Origin of the sequence: Streptomyces sp. E2N166 (assembly GCF_003671715.1) — a bacterium.
Classification (GTDB): domain Bacteria; phylum Actinomycetota; class Actinomycetes; order Streptomycetales; family Streptomycetaceae; genus Streptomyces; species Streptomyces thinghirensis.
In genome coordinates this window covers 790,717-804,501 of sequence record NZ_RAIF01000032.1, presented here as the reverse complement: position 1 = coordinate 804,501, position 13,785 = coordinate 790,717, and the positions used below count along the sequence as shown (strand labels likewise).

General features: G+C 72.3%; 11 protein-coding genes. 3 read left to right on the top strand and 8 right to left on the bottom strand.

Annotated features, from left to right (window positions below):
- The first annotated feature begins 5 nt into the window (after positions 1-5).
- The 3 genes from frc (at position 6) to EBH09_RS30560 (ending at position 4,905) form a co-directional block, all read left to right on the top strand.
- A complete protein-coding gene (frc, locus tag EBH09_RS30570; RefSeq protein ID WP_121750117.1) occupies positions 6-1,238 on the top strand; it encodes a formyl-CoA transferase in 1,233 nt (410 codons plus the stop codon).
- Between the two features lie 4 nt (positions 1,239-1,242).
- Positions 1,243-3,387: an acetate--CoA ligase family protein gene (locus tag EBH09_RS30565; protein ID WP_121751080.1), complete on the top strand. Its 2,145-nt coding sequence runs from the start codon at positions 1,243-1,245 to the stop codon at positions 3,385-3,387.
- 123 nt (positions 3,388-3,510) lie between these two features.
- Positions 3,511-4,905 (top strand): OFA family MFS transporter, encoded by a 1,395-nt coding sequence (locus EBH09_RS30560; RefSeq protein ID WP_121750116.1) that lies wholly within the window; start codon positions 3,511-3,513, stop codon positions 4,903-4,905.
- Between the two features lie 137 nt (positions 4,906-5,042).
- On the opposite strand, the gene EBH09_RS30555 is transcribed toward EBH09_RS30560, so the two are convergent.
- From EBH09_RS30555 to EBH09_RS30520, 8 genes are all read right to left on the bottom strand, one after another.
- The gene (locus EBH09_RS30555) at positions 5,043-6,260 is read right to left on the bottom strand and encodes a sugar phosphate isomerase/epimerase family protein (RefSeq protein ID WP_193776738.1); all 1,218 of its coding nucleotides are present in this window, start codon (positions 6,258-6,260) and stop codon (positions 5,043-5,045) included.
- Positions 6,261-6,380: 120 nt separating this feature from the next.
- A complete protein-coding gene (locus EBH09_RS30550) occupies positions 6,381-7,778 on the bottom strand; it encodes a nucleotide pyrophosphatase/phosphodiesterase family protein (RefSeq protein ID WP_121750114.1) in 1,398 nt (465 codons plus the stop codon).
- A complete protein-coding gene (gene eboE / locus EBH09_RS30545; protein ID WP_121750113.1) occupies positions 7,775-8,947 on the bottom strand; it encodes a metabolite traffic protein EboE in 1,173 nt (390 codons plus the stop codon). Before eboE ends, EBH09_RS30550 begins: the two co-directional genes overlap by 4 nt.
- Before the next feature lie 3 nt (positions 8,948-8,950).
- Complete coding sequence (locus EBH09_RS30540) at positions 8,951-9,799, bottom strand: TatD family hydrolase (protein WP_121750112.1); 849 nt, start codon at positions 9,797-9,799, stop codon at positions 8,951-8,953.
- Positions 9,799-10,536, bottom strand: a complete 738-nt coding sequence (locus tag EBH09_RS30535) for an EboA domain-containing protein (RefSeq protein WP_121750111.1) — start codon at positions 10,534-10,536, stop codon at positions 9,799-9,801. The genes EBH09_RS30540 and EBH09_RS30535 overlap by 1 nt, the downstream gene beginning before the upstream one ends.
- A gap of 16 nt (positions 10,537-10,552) precedes the next feature.
- The gene (locus EBH09_RS30530; protein ID WP_121751079.1) at positions 10,553-11,485 is read right to left on the bottom strand and encodes a sugar phosphate isomerase/epimerase family protein; all 933 of its coding nucleotides are present in this window, start codon (positions 11,483-11,485) and stop codon (positions 10,553-10,555) included.
- A 62-nt stretch (positions 11,486-11,547) separates the two neighbouring features.
- Entirely contained in the window at positions 11,548-12,471 is a 924-nt protein-coding gene (locus EBH09_RS30525; protein ID WP_238697576.1) for an SCO3242 family prenyltransferase, read from the bottom strand.
- 152 nt (positions 12,472-12,623) lie between these two features.
- A partial coding sequence (locus tag EBH09_RS30520) for an inositol-3-phosphate synthase (RefSeq protein ID WP_238697485.1) occupies positions 12,624-13,785 on the bottom strand: 1,162 nt, incomplete at its 5' end.

Sequence of the window (13,785 nt, the reverse complement as noted above, 5' to 3'; positions counted from 1 at the left end):
CACTCATGACAGCGAAGGCTCTTGAGGGCATCCGCGTCCTGGACATGACGCATGTGCAGTCCGGGCCCTCGGCGACCCAGCTGCTCGCCTGGCTCGGCGCGGACGTCGTCAAGCTGGAGGCGCCGACCGGTGACATCACGCGCAGGCAGTTGCGCGATCTGCCGGACGTCGACTCCCTCTACTTCACGATGCTCAACTGCAACAAGCGGAGCATCACCCTCAACACCAAGACCGAGCGCGGCAAGGAGATCCTCACCGAGCTGATCCGGCGCTCGGACGTCATGGTCGAGAACTTCGGACCGGGCGCGGTCGACCGGATGGGTTTCACCTGGGACCGCGTCAAGGAGATCAATCCACGGATCGTCTATGCCTCCGTCAAGGGGTTCGGCGAGGGCCCGTACACCGCCTTCAAGGCGTACGAGGTCGTCGCGCAGGCCATGGGCGGATCGATGTCCACCACCGGTTTCGAGGACGGACCACCGCTGGCTACGGGGGCCCAGATCGGGGACTCGGGCACGGGCGTGCACGTCGTGGCGGGCATCCTCGCCGCGCTGTACCAGCGGGAGCGCACCGGACGCGGTCAGCGGGTGAACGTGGCCATGCAGCACGCGGTGCTCAACCTCTGCCGGGTGAAGCTGCGCGACCAGCAGCGCCTGGCCCATGGTCCACTCGCCGAATATCCCAACGAGGACTTCGGCGACGAGGTTCCCCGGTCGGGGAACGCGTCCGGTGGCGGGCAGCCGGGGTGGGCGGTCAAGTGCGCGCCGGGCGGCCCGAACGACTACGTGTACGTCATCGTCCAGCCGGTCGGCTGGCAGCCGCTGAGCGAGCTGATCGGCCGGCCCGAGCTGGCCGAGGACCCCGAGTGGGCGACGCCCCGGGCCCGGCTTCCGAAGCTGAACAAGATGTTCCAGCTGATCGAGGAGTGGTCGTCCACCCTCCCCAAGTGGGAGGTGCTGGAGCGGCTCAACGCCCACGACATCCCGTGCGGGCCGATCCTGTCCACCAAGGAGATCATCGAGGACAGGTCCCTGGTGGCCAACGAGATGGTCGTCACCGTCCCCCACCCCGAGCGGGGCGAGTTCGTGACCGTCGGCAGTCCGCTCAAGCTCTCCGACTCCCCGGTGGAGGTGACCGGTTCGCCCCTGCTGGGCGAGCACAACGAGGCGGTCTACGTCGGGGAGCTGGGCATCGGCGACGAGGAATTGCGCCTGCTGAAGTCGAACGGGGTGATCTGACGTGATGGCCGAGGACCGGGTGCGTCGGGTGCGCGGGCTCCTGGACACCGTACGCGGCGAGGGGCGCACCGCGCTGACCGCTCCCGAGGGCAAGGTGCTCGCCGACGCCTACGGGATCGCCGTACCGGGCGAGGAGCTGGCGCGGGACGTCGACGAGGCGGTGGCGTGCGCGGCGCGGTTCGGCGGGCCGGTGGTGATGAAGATCGTCTCGCCGGACATCCCGCACAAGACCGAAGCCGGCGGTGTGGTGGTCGGGGTGGAGGGCGCGGCGGACGTACGAGCCGCGTTCTGCCGGATCGTCGACAACGCGCGCGCGTACGACGCGTCGGCGCGCATCGAGGGCGTGCAGATCCAGGAACTGCTGCCGAAGGGGCTGGAGGTAATCGTCGGCGCGGTGACCGACCCGGCGTTCGGGAAGGTGGTGGCGTTCGGGCTCGGCGGGGTGCTCGTCGAGGTGTTGAAGGACGTCACCTTCCGGCTCGCTCCCGTCGACGCCGACGAGGCGCTTTCCATGCTGGACTCGATCCGGGCGGCGGAGGTGCTGCGCGGGGTGCGTGGGCAGGCCGGCGTGGACCGGTGGGCGGTGGCCGAGCAGATCCGCCGGGTCTCCGAACTCGTCGCGGACTTCCCGCAGATCGCCGAGGTGGACCTCAACCCGGTGATCGCCACACCCGAGGGCGCGGTCGCCGCCGACATCCGGGTGATCCTCGCGACCGACACTCCGAAGGAACGCCGCCGGTACACGCGCGAGGAGATCCTCACCTCGATGCGCCGCCTGATGCAGCCCTCGTCGGTCGCCGTGATCGGCGCGTCCGGTGAGCCGGGGAAGATCGGCAACTCGGTGATGCGCAACCTGGTCGACGGCGGTTTCGCGGGCGAGATCCACCCGGTGAACCCCAGGGCCGATGACATCTTGGGCCGCAAGACGTACAAGAGTGTCACCGACGTTCCCGGTGAGGTGGATGTGGCGGTCTTCGCGATCCCCGCGAGGTTCGTTCCCGCGGCCCTGGAGGAGGTGGGGCGCAAGGGGATACCCAACGCCGTACTGATCCCCTCCGGGTTCGCCGAGACCGGTGAGCACGCGCTCCAGGACGAGCTCGTGGCGGTCGCCGAGCGGTACGGCGTCCGGCTGCTGGGTCCGAACATCTACGGCTACTACTCGACGTGGCAGGACCTGTGCGCCACGTTCTGCACGCCGTACGACGTCAAGGGCGGTGTCGCGCTGACCTCGCAGTCGGGCGGCATCGGGATGGCGATCCTGGGCTTCGCGCGGACCACGAAGACGGGCGTGTCGGCGATCGTCGGCCTCGGCAACAAGTCGGACCTGGACGAGGACGACCTGCTCACGTGGTTCGGTGAGGACCCGCACACCGAGTGCATCGCGATGCACCTGGAGGACCTCAAGGACGGGCGCGCGTTCGTCGAGGCCGCGCGGGCGACCGTACCGAGGAAGCCGGTCGTGGTGCTGAAGGCGGGGCGGACCGCGGCGGGAGCCAAGGCCGCCGGCTCGCACACCGGGGCGCTCGCCGGGGACGACGCCGTGTACGACGACATCCTGCGGCAGGCCGGGGTCATCCGGGCGCCCGGCCTGGGCGAGATGCTGGAGTACGCGCGCGCGTTGCCGGTGCTGCCCGCCCCCGCGGGCGACAACGTGGTGATCATCACCGGGGCCGGCGGCAGCGGGGTGCTGCTCTCGGACGCGGTGACGGACAACGGGCTGTCTCTGATGGAGATACCGCCGGACCTGGACACGGCGTTCCGCGCGTTCATCCCGCCGTTCGGGGCCGCGGGCAACCCGGTGGACATCACCGGGGGCGAGCCGCCGTCGACGTACGAGGCGACGATCCGGCTCGGGATGGAGGATCCGCGCATCCACGCGCTGGTCCTCGGCTACTGGCACACCATCGTCACGCCCCCCATGGTGTTCGCCGAACTCACCGCGCGCGTGGTGGCCGAGTTCCGTGAGCGGGGCGTCGAGAAGCCCGTGGTGGCCTCCCTCGCGGGCGACGTGGAGGTGGAGGAGGCGTGCCAGTACCTCTTCGAGCGCGGGGTCGTGGCGTACCCGTACACGACCGAGAAGCCGGTGGACGTACTCGGTGCGAAGTACCGCTGGGCGCGGGCCGCGGGGCTGCTGGGGGGCGGTTCATGAGCTGAGGGAGCACGGGGCCGGCCGACGGTGCGCGTCGGCCGGCCCCAGGACCCGCGCGCGCACGAAAGGAAATGGACAGGGGGCGCTGGCCAGGTCTTTCGAACGCAAGGGGTGCAAGACGACATGACAACGACCGACCTGCGGACCTCGGTTCCGTACCGAGAGGTGAGCGACGCGAACGGACGTGTCTACCGCGTCGGTGAGACCGACATCGACATCATGGGCCGCAAACGCAAGTGGATGGTCATCCTGCCGTGGGTCGGCATGATGGGCATCAGTTCGGCGGAGTACGCGTTCGCGTCCGCCGAGGACACCTTGCACACGGCCCACAGCTGGAGCAGCGCGCACATCTTCTGGATGCTCGGCGTCTGGGTGTTCTTCCAGGCGGCGGTGGCCTTTCCCGCCGGGAAGCTCCGGGAGAGCGGCAGGTTGCCGGCCCGCTGGGCGATGATGTGCGGCGCCGTCGGCACGCTGCTGGGATATCTCTCGCTCGCGTTCGCGCCGCATGTGATCGTCGCCTACATCGGGTTCGGCATGTTCAGCGGTATGGGCGCCGGCATGGTGTACGCGACCAGCGTGAACATGGTCGCCAAGTGGTATCCGGAGCGCAAGGGCGGCAAGACGGGCTTCGTCAACGGCGGTTTCGCCTACGGGTCCGTGCCGTTCGTCTTCATCTTCACCGGCTACATGGACGGCACCAACTTCCGCTGGGTACTGGTCTCGGTGGGTGTCTTCCTGGCGGGGGTCGTCGCGGTCGCCGGGTTCTTCTTCAAGGACCCGCCGAAGAACTGGTGGCCCGCGGACGTCGACCCGCTCAAGAAGCCCACCGACGCGCGCACCCGGCGGGCGCTGGAGAAGAACCCGCCCGCCGTGCACCAGTACACCCCCGTGGAGGCGTGGCGGACCGGACGTGTGGCCCTCATGTGGTTCTGTCTGCTGTGCACCTCCGGTGTGAACATCTTCGGTATCGCCTTCCAGGTGCCCTTCGGCGACGAGGCCGGCTTCGCGGGCGGCATCGTGGCGACCGCCATGTCCCTGAAGGCCATCGTCAACGGCACCGGCCGCGGTGTCATCGGCTGGCTGTCCGACCGCTACGGCCGCAAGCAGTGCCTGATCTTCGTCTGCATGGTCCTCGGGCTGTCGCAGTACGGGATCCTGCTCTCCGGCAACATGGGAAACCTGCCGCTGTTCCTGATCTTCTCGTCCATCTCCGGCTTCGGCGGCGGGGCGATCTTCCCGATGTTCGCCGCGATGACAGCCGACTACTTCGGTGAGAACAACAACGCCACCAACTACGGTCTGGTGTACTCCTCGAAGCTGGTCTCCGGCCTGCTGGGTTCGGGCATGGGCGCGGTCGTGGTGGCCGCGTGGGACTACGCCGGTGCGTTCGTCCTGGCCGGTTCGATCTCGATCTTCGCCGGCTTCGTGGCCCTGTTCCTGCACCCGCCGGGACGGCCCAGGGCCAAGCACGTCACCCCCAACCCGCAACCGCTCGGCGAGGAAAACGGCATGACATGACCGCGCCATTCAGCCGGTCGCATTCAGCCGCTCGGGTCCGCCCGGTGGCACGGTGGCGGCGCGGCAGTACGGCGGCGGCCCTCCCCGAGAGGTGTGTCCCACGGGAAGGGCCGCCGCCGTACTGCCGTGCGGGACGGCTAGCGGCGCCGCTTGCGCAGGGCCGACAGGTTGTCGTAGCTGATCTTGGCCTCCCGCAGCGACTGACCGGGGTCGGTGGCGCTCGGGGAGTTGTCGTCCTCGATCATCGGGTTGTGGTAGTTCCGCTGCCCGACCCGCGAGAAGAACGTCGTGTAGTCGATGACGCCGGTTCCGAAGGGCACCATGTCGTAGCCCATGCCGTTGGTCGTGCTGACGACGCCGTCCTTGGCGTGGAACAGCGGGTAGCGCTTGTTGTTGCGGGCGACGAGTCCGGCCGGGTCGAAGACCTGCTTACGGGTCGAGCCGTCGTGTGCGGTGTACGTGTGGAACTTGTACTGGGCGACGTGCGCCCAGAAGATGTCCATCTCCAGCCAGACGGCCCTGGGGTCGGTGACCTTCAGGAAGTACTCCAGCTTCCGGATGCCCGAGCTGCGGGTCGGCCGGCCCTGGTCGTCCAGCGGGCCGCCGTCGAGCAGGAAGCCGTAGGCGCTGTCGTGGTTGTGGGTGTAGAGCTTGACGCCCTCGCGGCGGGCGATCGCTCCGAGGGCGTTCCACTTGTCGGCGGCCACGTCCCAGTCGGCGCGGTAGGAGCTGCCGGTGGGGTCGCCGCCGGTGCCCATGTGGTCGAGGCCGAGGATGTTCGCGATCTCCAAGTGCTTCTTGAAGGTGTCCTTGTCCGCCGTGGTCAGCGGCCAGGAGGACGGGATGAAACCGTGGTTGCCCTGGGCGCGCAGGCCGTAGTCGTCGAGCCAGCAGCGCAGCAGCCTGGCGCCCTCGACGGTTTCCAGGTTCGCGCCGCCGGGCGCGTTGGCGTGCTGGCGGTACCCGGCGAACTCCACCTGCCGGTAGCCGTGGCGCGCCAGCTGCTTGAACACCTCGCGGAAGCCGGAGGGCAGGTCGGTGGCGAGGGGGTCACGGCCGGTGGCGTCACGGACGGTGTACAGGATGATGCCGCGCTTGTCCGCGGGGACGAGGACGTGCCCGCCGTGCCCGTGCCCGTGTCCATGTCCATGTCCGTGTCCGTGGTCTCTGTCCCGGTCCTGGGCGAGGGCGGGGGCGGCTCCGAAGACGGGGGCCGCGACGGCCCCGGCCGCCACGGCGGTGCACGTGCTGAGGAAGCGGCGCCGGTCCACGCCGAGGCTGCGGCGCAGCCCTTCGCCCGGGCCGTCGACGGCCGGGTCCGTGGTGGCGTCGGTGCGCGATGGGTCGGAGAACAGGGTCACGGGTGCCTGCCTTCTGGGTCGTGGCCTGCCCTGATGCGGCTCGGGCGGGCCGTTGTCAGTGCCGTGTGTTTCACTCTCAGCAGCTGGATCTCGGGGGCCGTACGTGGTGCCGCGTCAGCCGAGTCCGGCGAGCTGGAGCAGGAGTTGTTTCACATCGGTGGCCGCGACGCGGTCTCCGACAGCGCGGGGGGTGGAGCAGATGAGGAGCGGACCGTCGTCGTCGCTCGCCGGGAGGCGGCCGTGGCTGCCTCGAATAGGTGAGGGGTCCAGGGGCACGACCGCCATGCGGTAGCGCATGCCGAGCTTCTTGCGGGCAAGTGCGGTGGCCGCCTTGACCTTGACGTAGGGGTCGAGGGGATCCATGAACAGCTCGACCGGGTCGTAGCCGGGTTTGCGGTGGATCTCGACGAGCTGCGCGAAGTCGGGCGCGCGGTCGTCGTCGAGCCAGTAGTAGTACGTGAACCAGGCGTCCGGCTCCGCCACGGCGACGAGCTCACCGGCGCGCGGGTGGTCGAGGTGGTGGGCCTTCTTGCCCTCGTCGTCGAGGAGCTGCTCGATCCCGGGCAGTCCGTCGAGGGCGGCGCGGGTGGCGTCGAGGTCCTCGGGGCGGCGCACGTAGACATGGGCGACCTGGTGGTCCGCGACCGCGAAGGCGCGGGAGGCCATCGGGTCGAGGTACTCCATGCCGTCCTGCGTGTGTACTTCGAGCAGGCCGGCGCGGCGCAGGGCGCGGTTGATGTCGACGGGCCGGTTCACGCGGGTGATGCCGTACTCGGACAGCGCGACGACGGTGCGGCCCTCGGCGCGGGCGTCGCCGAGGAGCGGTGCCAGCGCCGCGTCCAGGTCGGCGGCGGCCTTCAGCGACCGCGGGTCGTCGGGGCCGAAGCGCTGCAGGTCGTAGTCGAGGTGAGGGAGGTAGCAGAGCGTCAGGTCGGGGTGCCGGGTGGCCATGACGTGCCGGGTCGCGTCGATGATCCACTGGCTGGAGACCAGGTCCGCGCCGGGTCCCCAGAAGTGGAAGAGCGGGAAGGTGCCGAGTTTGTCGGTGAGTTCGTCGTGCAGGGCCGGGGGCCGGGTGTAGCAGTCGGGCTCCTTGCGGCCGTCCGCGTAGTAGACGGGACGGGGGGTGACGGTGAAGTCGGTGTCGGCGCCCATGGCGTACCACCAGCAGATGTTGGCGACGGTGTAGCCGGGGTGGGCGCGGCGGGCGGCGTCCCAGAGCTTGTCGCCGGTGACGAGTCCGTTGTGCTGGCGCCAGAGCAGGACGTCGCCGAGTTCGCGGAAGTACCAGCCGTTGCCGACGATGCCGTGCTCGGACGGGTGGGTGCCGGTGAGGAAGGTGGACTGAGCAGCACAGGTGACGGCGGGCAGGACGGTGCCCAGCGGCGCGCGGGAGCCGGACTGGCCGAGCTTCTTGAGGTGGGGCATGTGGTCGAGGAGACGAGGGGTGAGGCCGACGACGTCCAGTACGAGGAGAGGGGTCGGTCCGTCGGAGAGGGTCGGTGGGGTCATGGCAGTTCCTTCAGGCCGAGGTCCGTCAACAGTTCGCGGGCGAGGGTGAGCTCGGCGGCGATGCCGTCGGTGAGCTGGGCGCGGGCGCGGGGCCGCAGCTCGGGCGGGAGGGCCTGCCAGGTGTAGGTCTCGACCTCCAGATGGCGGGTGAGCGGGTGCGGGCCGCCGACCAGCCGGGTCAGCGCAGCCTTGAGTACCGGGAGAGTGGAGGTGAGGGGCGCGGCGGGGGACGCGTGGAGGGGGACGTGGAAGTGGGCGCGCCAGGGCGTGGTGGCGGGCAGGTGGCCGTCGTCCGCCAGGGCCTCGTCGAGATCGTCGGTGCCGTGCAGGCCGGCGGAGGTGGCGGCGCGGGTCTGGTGCAGGAACCGGGGTTCGGCGAAGGCGGCGAGAGCCTCGCGGACCTCGGGGTCAGAGGGCTGTTCGGCGTGCAGGGCGGCGGAGAGCTGGGACTTCACGATGGGGATGCGGGCGTCGGTGAGGGCGTCCAGGGCGGTGTGCGGGTCTTCGAAGGAGGTGGCGAGGTGGCAGGTGTCGACGCAGACGCCGATGCGGTCGTGGGCGATCGCGGTCAGCGGGGCGATGGCGTCGTGGGTGGTCTCCACGACACAGCCGGGTTCCGGTTCGAGGCCGACGCGGATGGAGCGGCCGGTCAGTTCCTCAAGGGCGTCGAGGCGTTCGGCGAGGGTCACCAGGGCGGTGCGGGCCTTGTCGGCGCGGGTGTCGTCGTACGCGGTGCGCCAGGCGAGCGGCAGGGTCGAGATGGTGCCGTCCGTGACGTCGTCGGGCAGGAGGCCGGCGAGGACGCGGGCCAGGGACGTGGAGTGGTCGAGGCGTTCGGGGTCGGCCCAGTCCGGTGTGTAGACGCGGTACTTGACCTCCTCGGCGCCGAAGCCCTCATAGGGGAAGCCGTTGAGGGTGACGACCTCCAGACCGCGCCGGTCGAGTTCGGTGCGCAGCCCGCGCAGTGCGGCGGGGTCGGTGACCAGGGCGTGGGCGGCGTCGCGGGCGAGCCACAGCCCGATGCCGAGGCGGTCCCGGCCCAGGCGGCGGCGGACCGGCTCGCAGTGGTCGCGGAGCTGGGCGAGGACGCCGTCGAGGGTCTCGGCGGGGTGGACGTTGGTGCAGTAGGCGAGATGGACGGTGGAGCCGTCGGGGTGCCGGAAGCGCATGGCTCACTCCCCGCCGCGCAGGATGGAGTTGCCCTCGTGCGTGGCTTCGGCCGAGGTCACGTCGAGGGCCAGCCGCCCGCTGAGTCCGTAGAAGGCGACGGGGTTGCGCCACAGCACCCGGTCCACGTCGTCCTCGGTGAAGCCCTCGTCGAGCATCAGCTCGCCGACCTTGCGGGTCTTGAGCGGGTCGCTCCTTCCCCAGTCGGCGGCGGAGTTCACCAGGACCTGTTCCGGTCCGTACTCGCGCAGGAGGGCGACCATCCGCGCCTCGTCCATCTTGGTGTCCGGATAGACGGAGAAGCCGAGCCAGGCGCCGCTGTCCTTGGCCTCCTTGACGGTGGTCTCGTTGAGGTGGTCGACCAGTACCCGGTCCGTGGGCAGCGCGGACTCGCGCACCACGTCCAGGGTGCGCCGCAGGCCGGCCAGCTTGTCGCGGTGCGGGGTGTGCACGAGGGCGGGCAGGCCGTGTTCGGCGGCGAGCCCGAGCTGGGTGGCCAGGGCGGTGTCCTCGGCCGGGGTCATCGAGTCGTAGCCGATCTCACCGACCGCCACGACGCGGTCCTTGACGAGATAGCGGGGCAGTTCGTCGAGGACGGGCAGGCACCGGGGGTCGTTCGCCTCCTTGGGGTTGAGGGCGATGGTGCAGTGGTGGGCGATGCCGTACTGAGCGGCGCGGAAGGGCTCCCAGCCGAGCAGGGCGTCGAAGTAGTCGCGGAAGGAGGCGGGAGAGGTGCGGGGCTGGCCCAGCCAGAAGGAGGGCTCGACGACGGCGCGGACACCGGCGGCGTACATGGCCTCGTAGTCGTCGGTGGTCCGGGACGTCATGTGGATGTGGGGGTCGAAGATGCGCATCAGGACTCCTTGCCGTGGGGGTCGGCCGTGCCGTGCGAGGAGCGCGCCGGCTCGGTCAGGGCCAGGACGCGGTGCAGGTCTTCGGGGACCGGGCGGCCCGCGGCGGTGCGTTCGGCGGCGTAGTCGGCGAGCATGCGGGCGAGTTCGGAGTCGGCGTGGGCCCGCCGGTCGAGGTCCGCCACGTGGCCGACGGGGACGCCGGTGAACAGGCACTTCAGCACGGCGTGCCGCCACTGGTGCGGGTCCAGGTGCCGGGCGGCGTACGGGCCGAGGGCGGCGGCGACCAGCCGGGTGTCGTTGGTGCGCAGGGCGTCCTCGACGAGCGGGAGGGAGTCGGGGCCGGGGACGAGGTGGGGCAGCGCGTGCAGGACGGCGCGGCGTTCGTCGGCGGTGCCCTGGGAGTAGACCCGGGTCAGCGCCTCCGGGTCGGCGTGGGCCGCGTGCAGGACGAGGACGCGGGCGGCGTCGGCGTGGGCGGGGCCGCAGCGGCGGCCCGCCTCGGCCAGGCGCAGCTCCCAGACGGAGATGGGGCCGTGGCTGCCGGGGTGCGCGGCGGCCTCGTCCAGGGCCTCGTCCAGCCAGGCCCGGGCGGCTCCGCCGAGTTCGGCGGTGAGGGTGGCGCGCAGGTCGGCCGGCGGGATGTGGGCGGGGGTGGTGCCCTGGGGAGCCCGTCCGGCGGGGGTGCCATCCGCGTCCTGGGTGCTCGGGGTGACGTGGGTGGCGTGTGGCTGCGTCATGGGTGTGGCTCTCCCTTCAGTGGGTGGCGGAGGGCTCGCCGGAGCGGTTCGTGGGAGGGGGTGCGGTGGCTGTCGCGGCCTCGCGGAGGAAGGGGAGGGAGCGTTCGGCGAAGTGGGGGCCCGCATGGGAGTGGCGCGGCAGTTCGACGACGGTCAGGCCCTGGTAGCCGGTGGTGGCGAGGGCGTCGAGGACGGGCGGGAAGTCGATCTCGCCGTCTCCGAAGGGGAGGTGTTCGTGCACGCCGCGGCGCATGTCCTCGATCTGTACATGCCGCAGCCAGGGTGCGGCGGCGCGCACGCAGTCGGCGGGAGGGAGGGGTTCGAGGCACTGGCAGTGGCCGATGTCCAGGGTGAGGCCGAGGTGCTCCCGGTCGCCGAGGATGCCGCGCAGCCGGTGGAAGTCGGCGAGGGTGGCGAGGAGGTGGCCCGGTTCGGGTTCGACGGCCAGGGGGACGCCCTCGGTGGCGGCGGCGTCCAGGACCGGGGAGAGGGACTCGGCCAGCCGCTTCCACGCCGTGTCCTCGTCCGTCCCGGCCGGGGTGATGCCGCTGAAGCAGTGCACGGCGTGGGCACCCAGGTCGGCGGCGACCCGGACGGCGCGGACGAGGAGGTCGGCGCGGCGGGCCCGGTCGTCCGGTTCCGGGTCGAGGAGGGAGGGGCCGTGCTTGCGACGCGGGTCGAGCACATAGCGGGCGCCCGTCTCCACGGTGACGCCCAGCCCGAGCGCGTCCAGCCGGTGCGCGACCCGGCGGGTGCGGGCGGCCAGGTCGTCGGCGAGCGGGTCGAGGTGCATGTGGTCGAGGGTCAGGCCGACGCCGTCGTAGCCGAGGTCGGCGAGGAGGGCGAGGGCGTCGTCGAGACGGAGGTCGGTGAGGCCGTTGGTGCCGTAGCCGAAGCGGAGAGGGGGCGGGGCGGCACCGGCGCGGTTCGGCCGCGGGCGCCCGGTCACGTTCGCGTGGCCGGCCGTGTGGCCGGCCGCGCCCGCGTCCGGCTCCTGGTGCGGGTTCCGGCTCACGTGATGCTCACCTTCCTCATGGCCGCCCTTCTCGCGAACATCCGGCCGGCCGGCGCCAGGGCCGCGACCAGGAGGGATGTCGCGGTCGCCCCGGAACGGGCGGCGAGCGCGGCCTGGAGCGGGATCGTGGCCCGGATGCCGCCGCCGACGGCGCGCTGGGTGAGCGGGGGTGAGGGGTTGAGCGTGGCGTGGAGGTAGGGACGGGCGGCCGTGGCGGCGTAGGCGGCGCCCAGGGCGGTGACGAGAGCGCCGCCGGTGCCTCGGAACGGGCCCTCGGCAGGGCTGGAGCCCGGCAGGCCGGGGGCGGCTGCTGCCCGCCGGCCTGCCGGGAGTCGGGTGCGACGGTGGGCGACCGACCAGGTCAGCGCCCCCGTCGTCGCGAGGGCCGCAAGCGGGGCCAGGGCCGAGCCGCCGGTGGTCTCCCGGCGGGAGACGGCCGTGACCGCGAGGGTGTGGCTGCCGAGCAGAGCGGCACAGGGCAGTGCGGCGCGGGTGCCGCCGCCGGTCGCGGCCGCACCCAGGAGCAGGTCCAGTCCGCGGGCGGCGGCCATGGCCGCGGGACCGGCCGGCGTGTGCTTCAGCGCCAGGTCATAGGCCCAGACGGTAGCCGCCAGCGGCGCGGCCACCGCGAGAGCGGGCCGGCCGGCACGGGCGGCGAGCAGCAGACCGGCGCCGGTGAGGCCGCAGGCCGCGGTGAGGGCGGCGGCCGGGCGGACGCGGCCGGACGGAAGCGGGCGGTGCGGGCGCTCCACGGCGTCCTCGGCGCGGTCCGCCCAGTCGTTCAGGGCCATGCCGGCCTCGTACAGGCACAGGGAGGACCCGATGGCGAGCAGGGTGCGGGGCCCCGGGCGCGCGCCGGCCGCCGCGGCGCCGGCCAGGGCGTCGCCGGGGACGGTGAACAGCGCGGGCAGGCGCAGCAGTTCGGCCCAGGCGCCCGCGCGGCCGGAGCCGGCCGGGCGGGGCTCGCCGGGCGTGCCGCCGCCGGGGGCCGGGGCGTCGTCCGTGCCGTCCGGGCCGCCCCCCGCGGCGCCGGCCGGCCCGGACGCGTCCCGCGCCACGGTGACCGCGCGGCTCACCGCTGCGCCCCGGGGGCGCCGGCGCCGTCCCGCAGCCGCTCCGCGAAGCCCACCAGCTCCGCGTACTGCTCGGCCAGTGACGCCGGACCGTTGCCCACCGGGTCCTTGAAGTAGAAGCCCAGTTCGCCCAGCGGGCCGGACAGGCCCCTTTCCCGGGCGCGGGCGGCCAGCCGCGCCAGGTCGAGGACGAGCGGCGCGGCGAGCGCCGAGTCGCAGCCCTGCCAGGTGGTCTGGAGGACCATGCGGGCGCCGAGGAAGCCGTCGAAGGCGATGTGGTCCCAGGCGGTCTTCCAGTCGCCGAGCGCGGGCACGTCGTCGATGTGGACCTCGCCCTCGGGCGCGGCGCCGAGGGTGTCGGCGAGGACGCGTTCCTTGCCAGCGTTCTTGGCGGCGGCAGCCGCGGGGTCCGCGAGGGCCGCGCCGTCGCCGCCGCCCAGGAGGTTGGTGCCGGACCAGGCGCGTACCGCGAGGGCGCGTTGCAGGAACATCGGGCCGAGTACTGAGCGCAGCAGGGTCTGCCCGGTCTTGCCGTCACGGCCCGCGTAGGGCAGGCCCGAGGAGTCGGCGAGCGGGGCCAGCGCCGGATGGTGCAGGCCCGTGGAGGGGGTGAAGTTGACGTAGGGACAGCCGGCGCGCAGGGCGGCGGCCGCGTACAGGGAGCTGGGCGGCAGCGTGCCGTCGGTGGGGGCGGGTTCGGTGGAGGCGACGTTGACCACGACGGCGCCCGCGAGGCCCTGGCGCCGCACGAAGTCGCGGATGTCGGCCGCGAACACGTCGATCCACTCGTCCTGGGTGCGGTCCGGGCCGCCGTCCGTGTCCCCGGGAAGGGGGCCGCCGGGCCTGATCTCCTGGTCGGCGGCGACGAGTTCGGCGTGTACGGCGGACGGCAGGCCGTGCGGCAGGACGCCACCGGCGGCGAGGTGCTCGGCACGCTTGGGCAACGGGCAGTCGACGGTGTCGTGACCGCCGAAGACGAGGGACGACAACGACGGCAGACCGCACGCGGCGAAGGGAGCGGTCTCGGTGACCATCCCGGTCGGCGGATGGAGCCCGGCGGCGACGGCCGCGCAGCCCGCGACGGCGGTGGTGGCCACGGAACCGCGCGCACCGATGAGCCAGACACCGAGGCGGGGGGCCGAGGAGGGGGTGGGCGGGGAC

What these genes read in the sequence shown, in the direction of transcription:
- frc (WP_121750117.1), top strand. Translation starts at nt 6, where the DNA reads ATGACAGCGAAGGCTCTTGAGGGCATCCGCGTCCTGGACATGACGCAT.
- EBH09_RS30565 (WP_121751080.1), top strand. Translation starts at nt 1,243, where the DNA reads ATGGCCGAGGACCGGGTGCGTCGGGTGCGCGGGCTCCTGGACACCGTA.
- EBH09_RS30560 (WP_121750116.1), top strand. Translation starts at nt 3,511, where the DNA reads ATGACAACGACCGACCTGCGGACCTCGGTTCCGTACCGAGAGGTGAGC.
- EBH09_RS30550 (WP_121750114.1), bottom strand. Translation starts at nt 7,778, where the DNA reads ATGACCCCACCGACCCTCTCCGACGGACCGACCCCTCTCCTCGTACTG.
- eboE (WP_121750113.1), bottom strand. Translation starts at nt 8,947, where the DNA reads ATGCGCTTCCGGCACCCCGACGGCTCCACCGTCCATCTCGCCTACTGC.
- EBH09_RS30540 (WP_121750112.1), bottom strand. Translation starts at nt 9,799, where the DNA reads ATGCGCATCTTCGACCCCCACATCCACATGACGTCCCGGACCACCGAC.
- EBH09_RS30535 (WP_121750111.1), bottom strand. Translation starts at nt 10,536, where the DNA reads ATGACGCAGCCACACGCCACCCACGTCACCCCGAGCACCCAGGACGCG.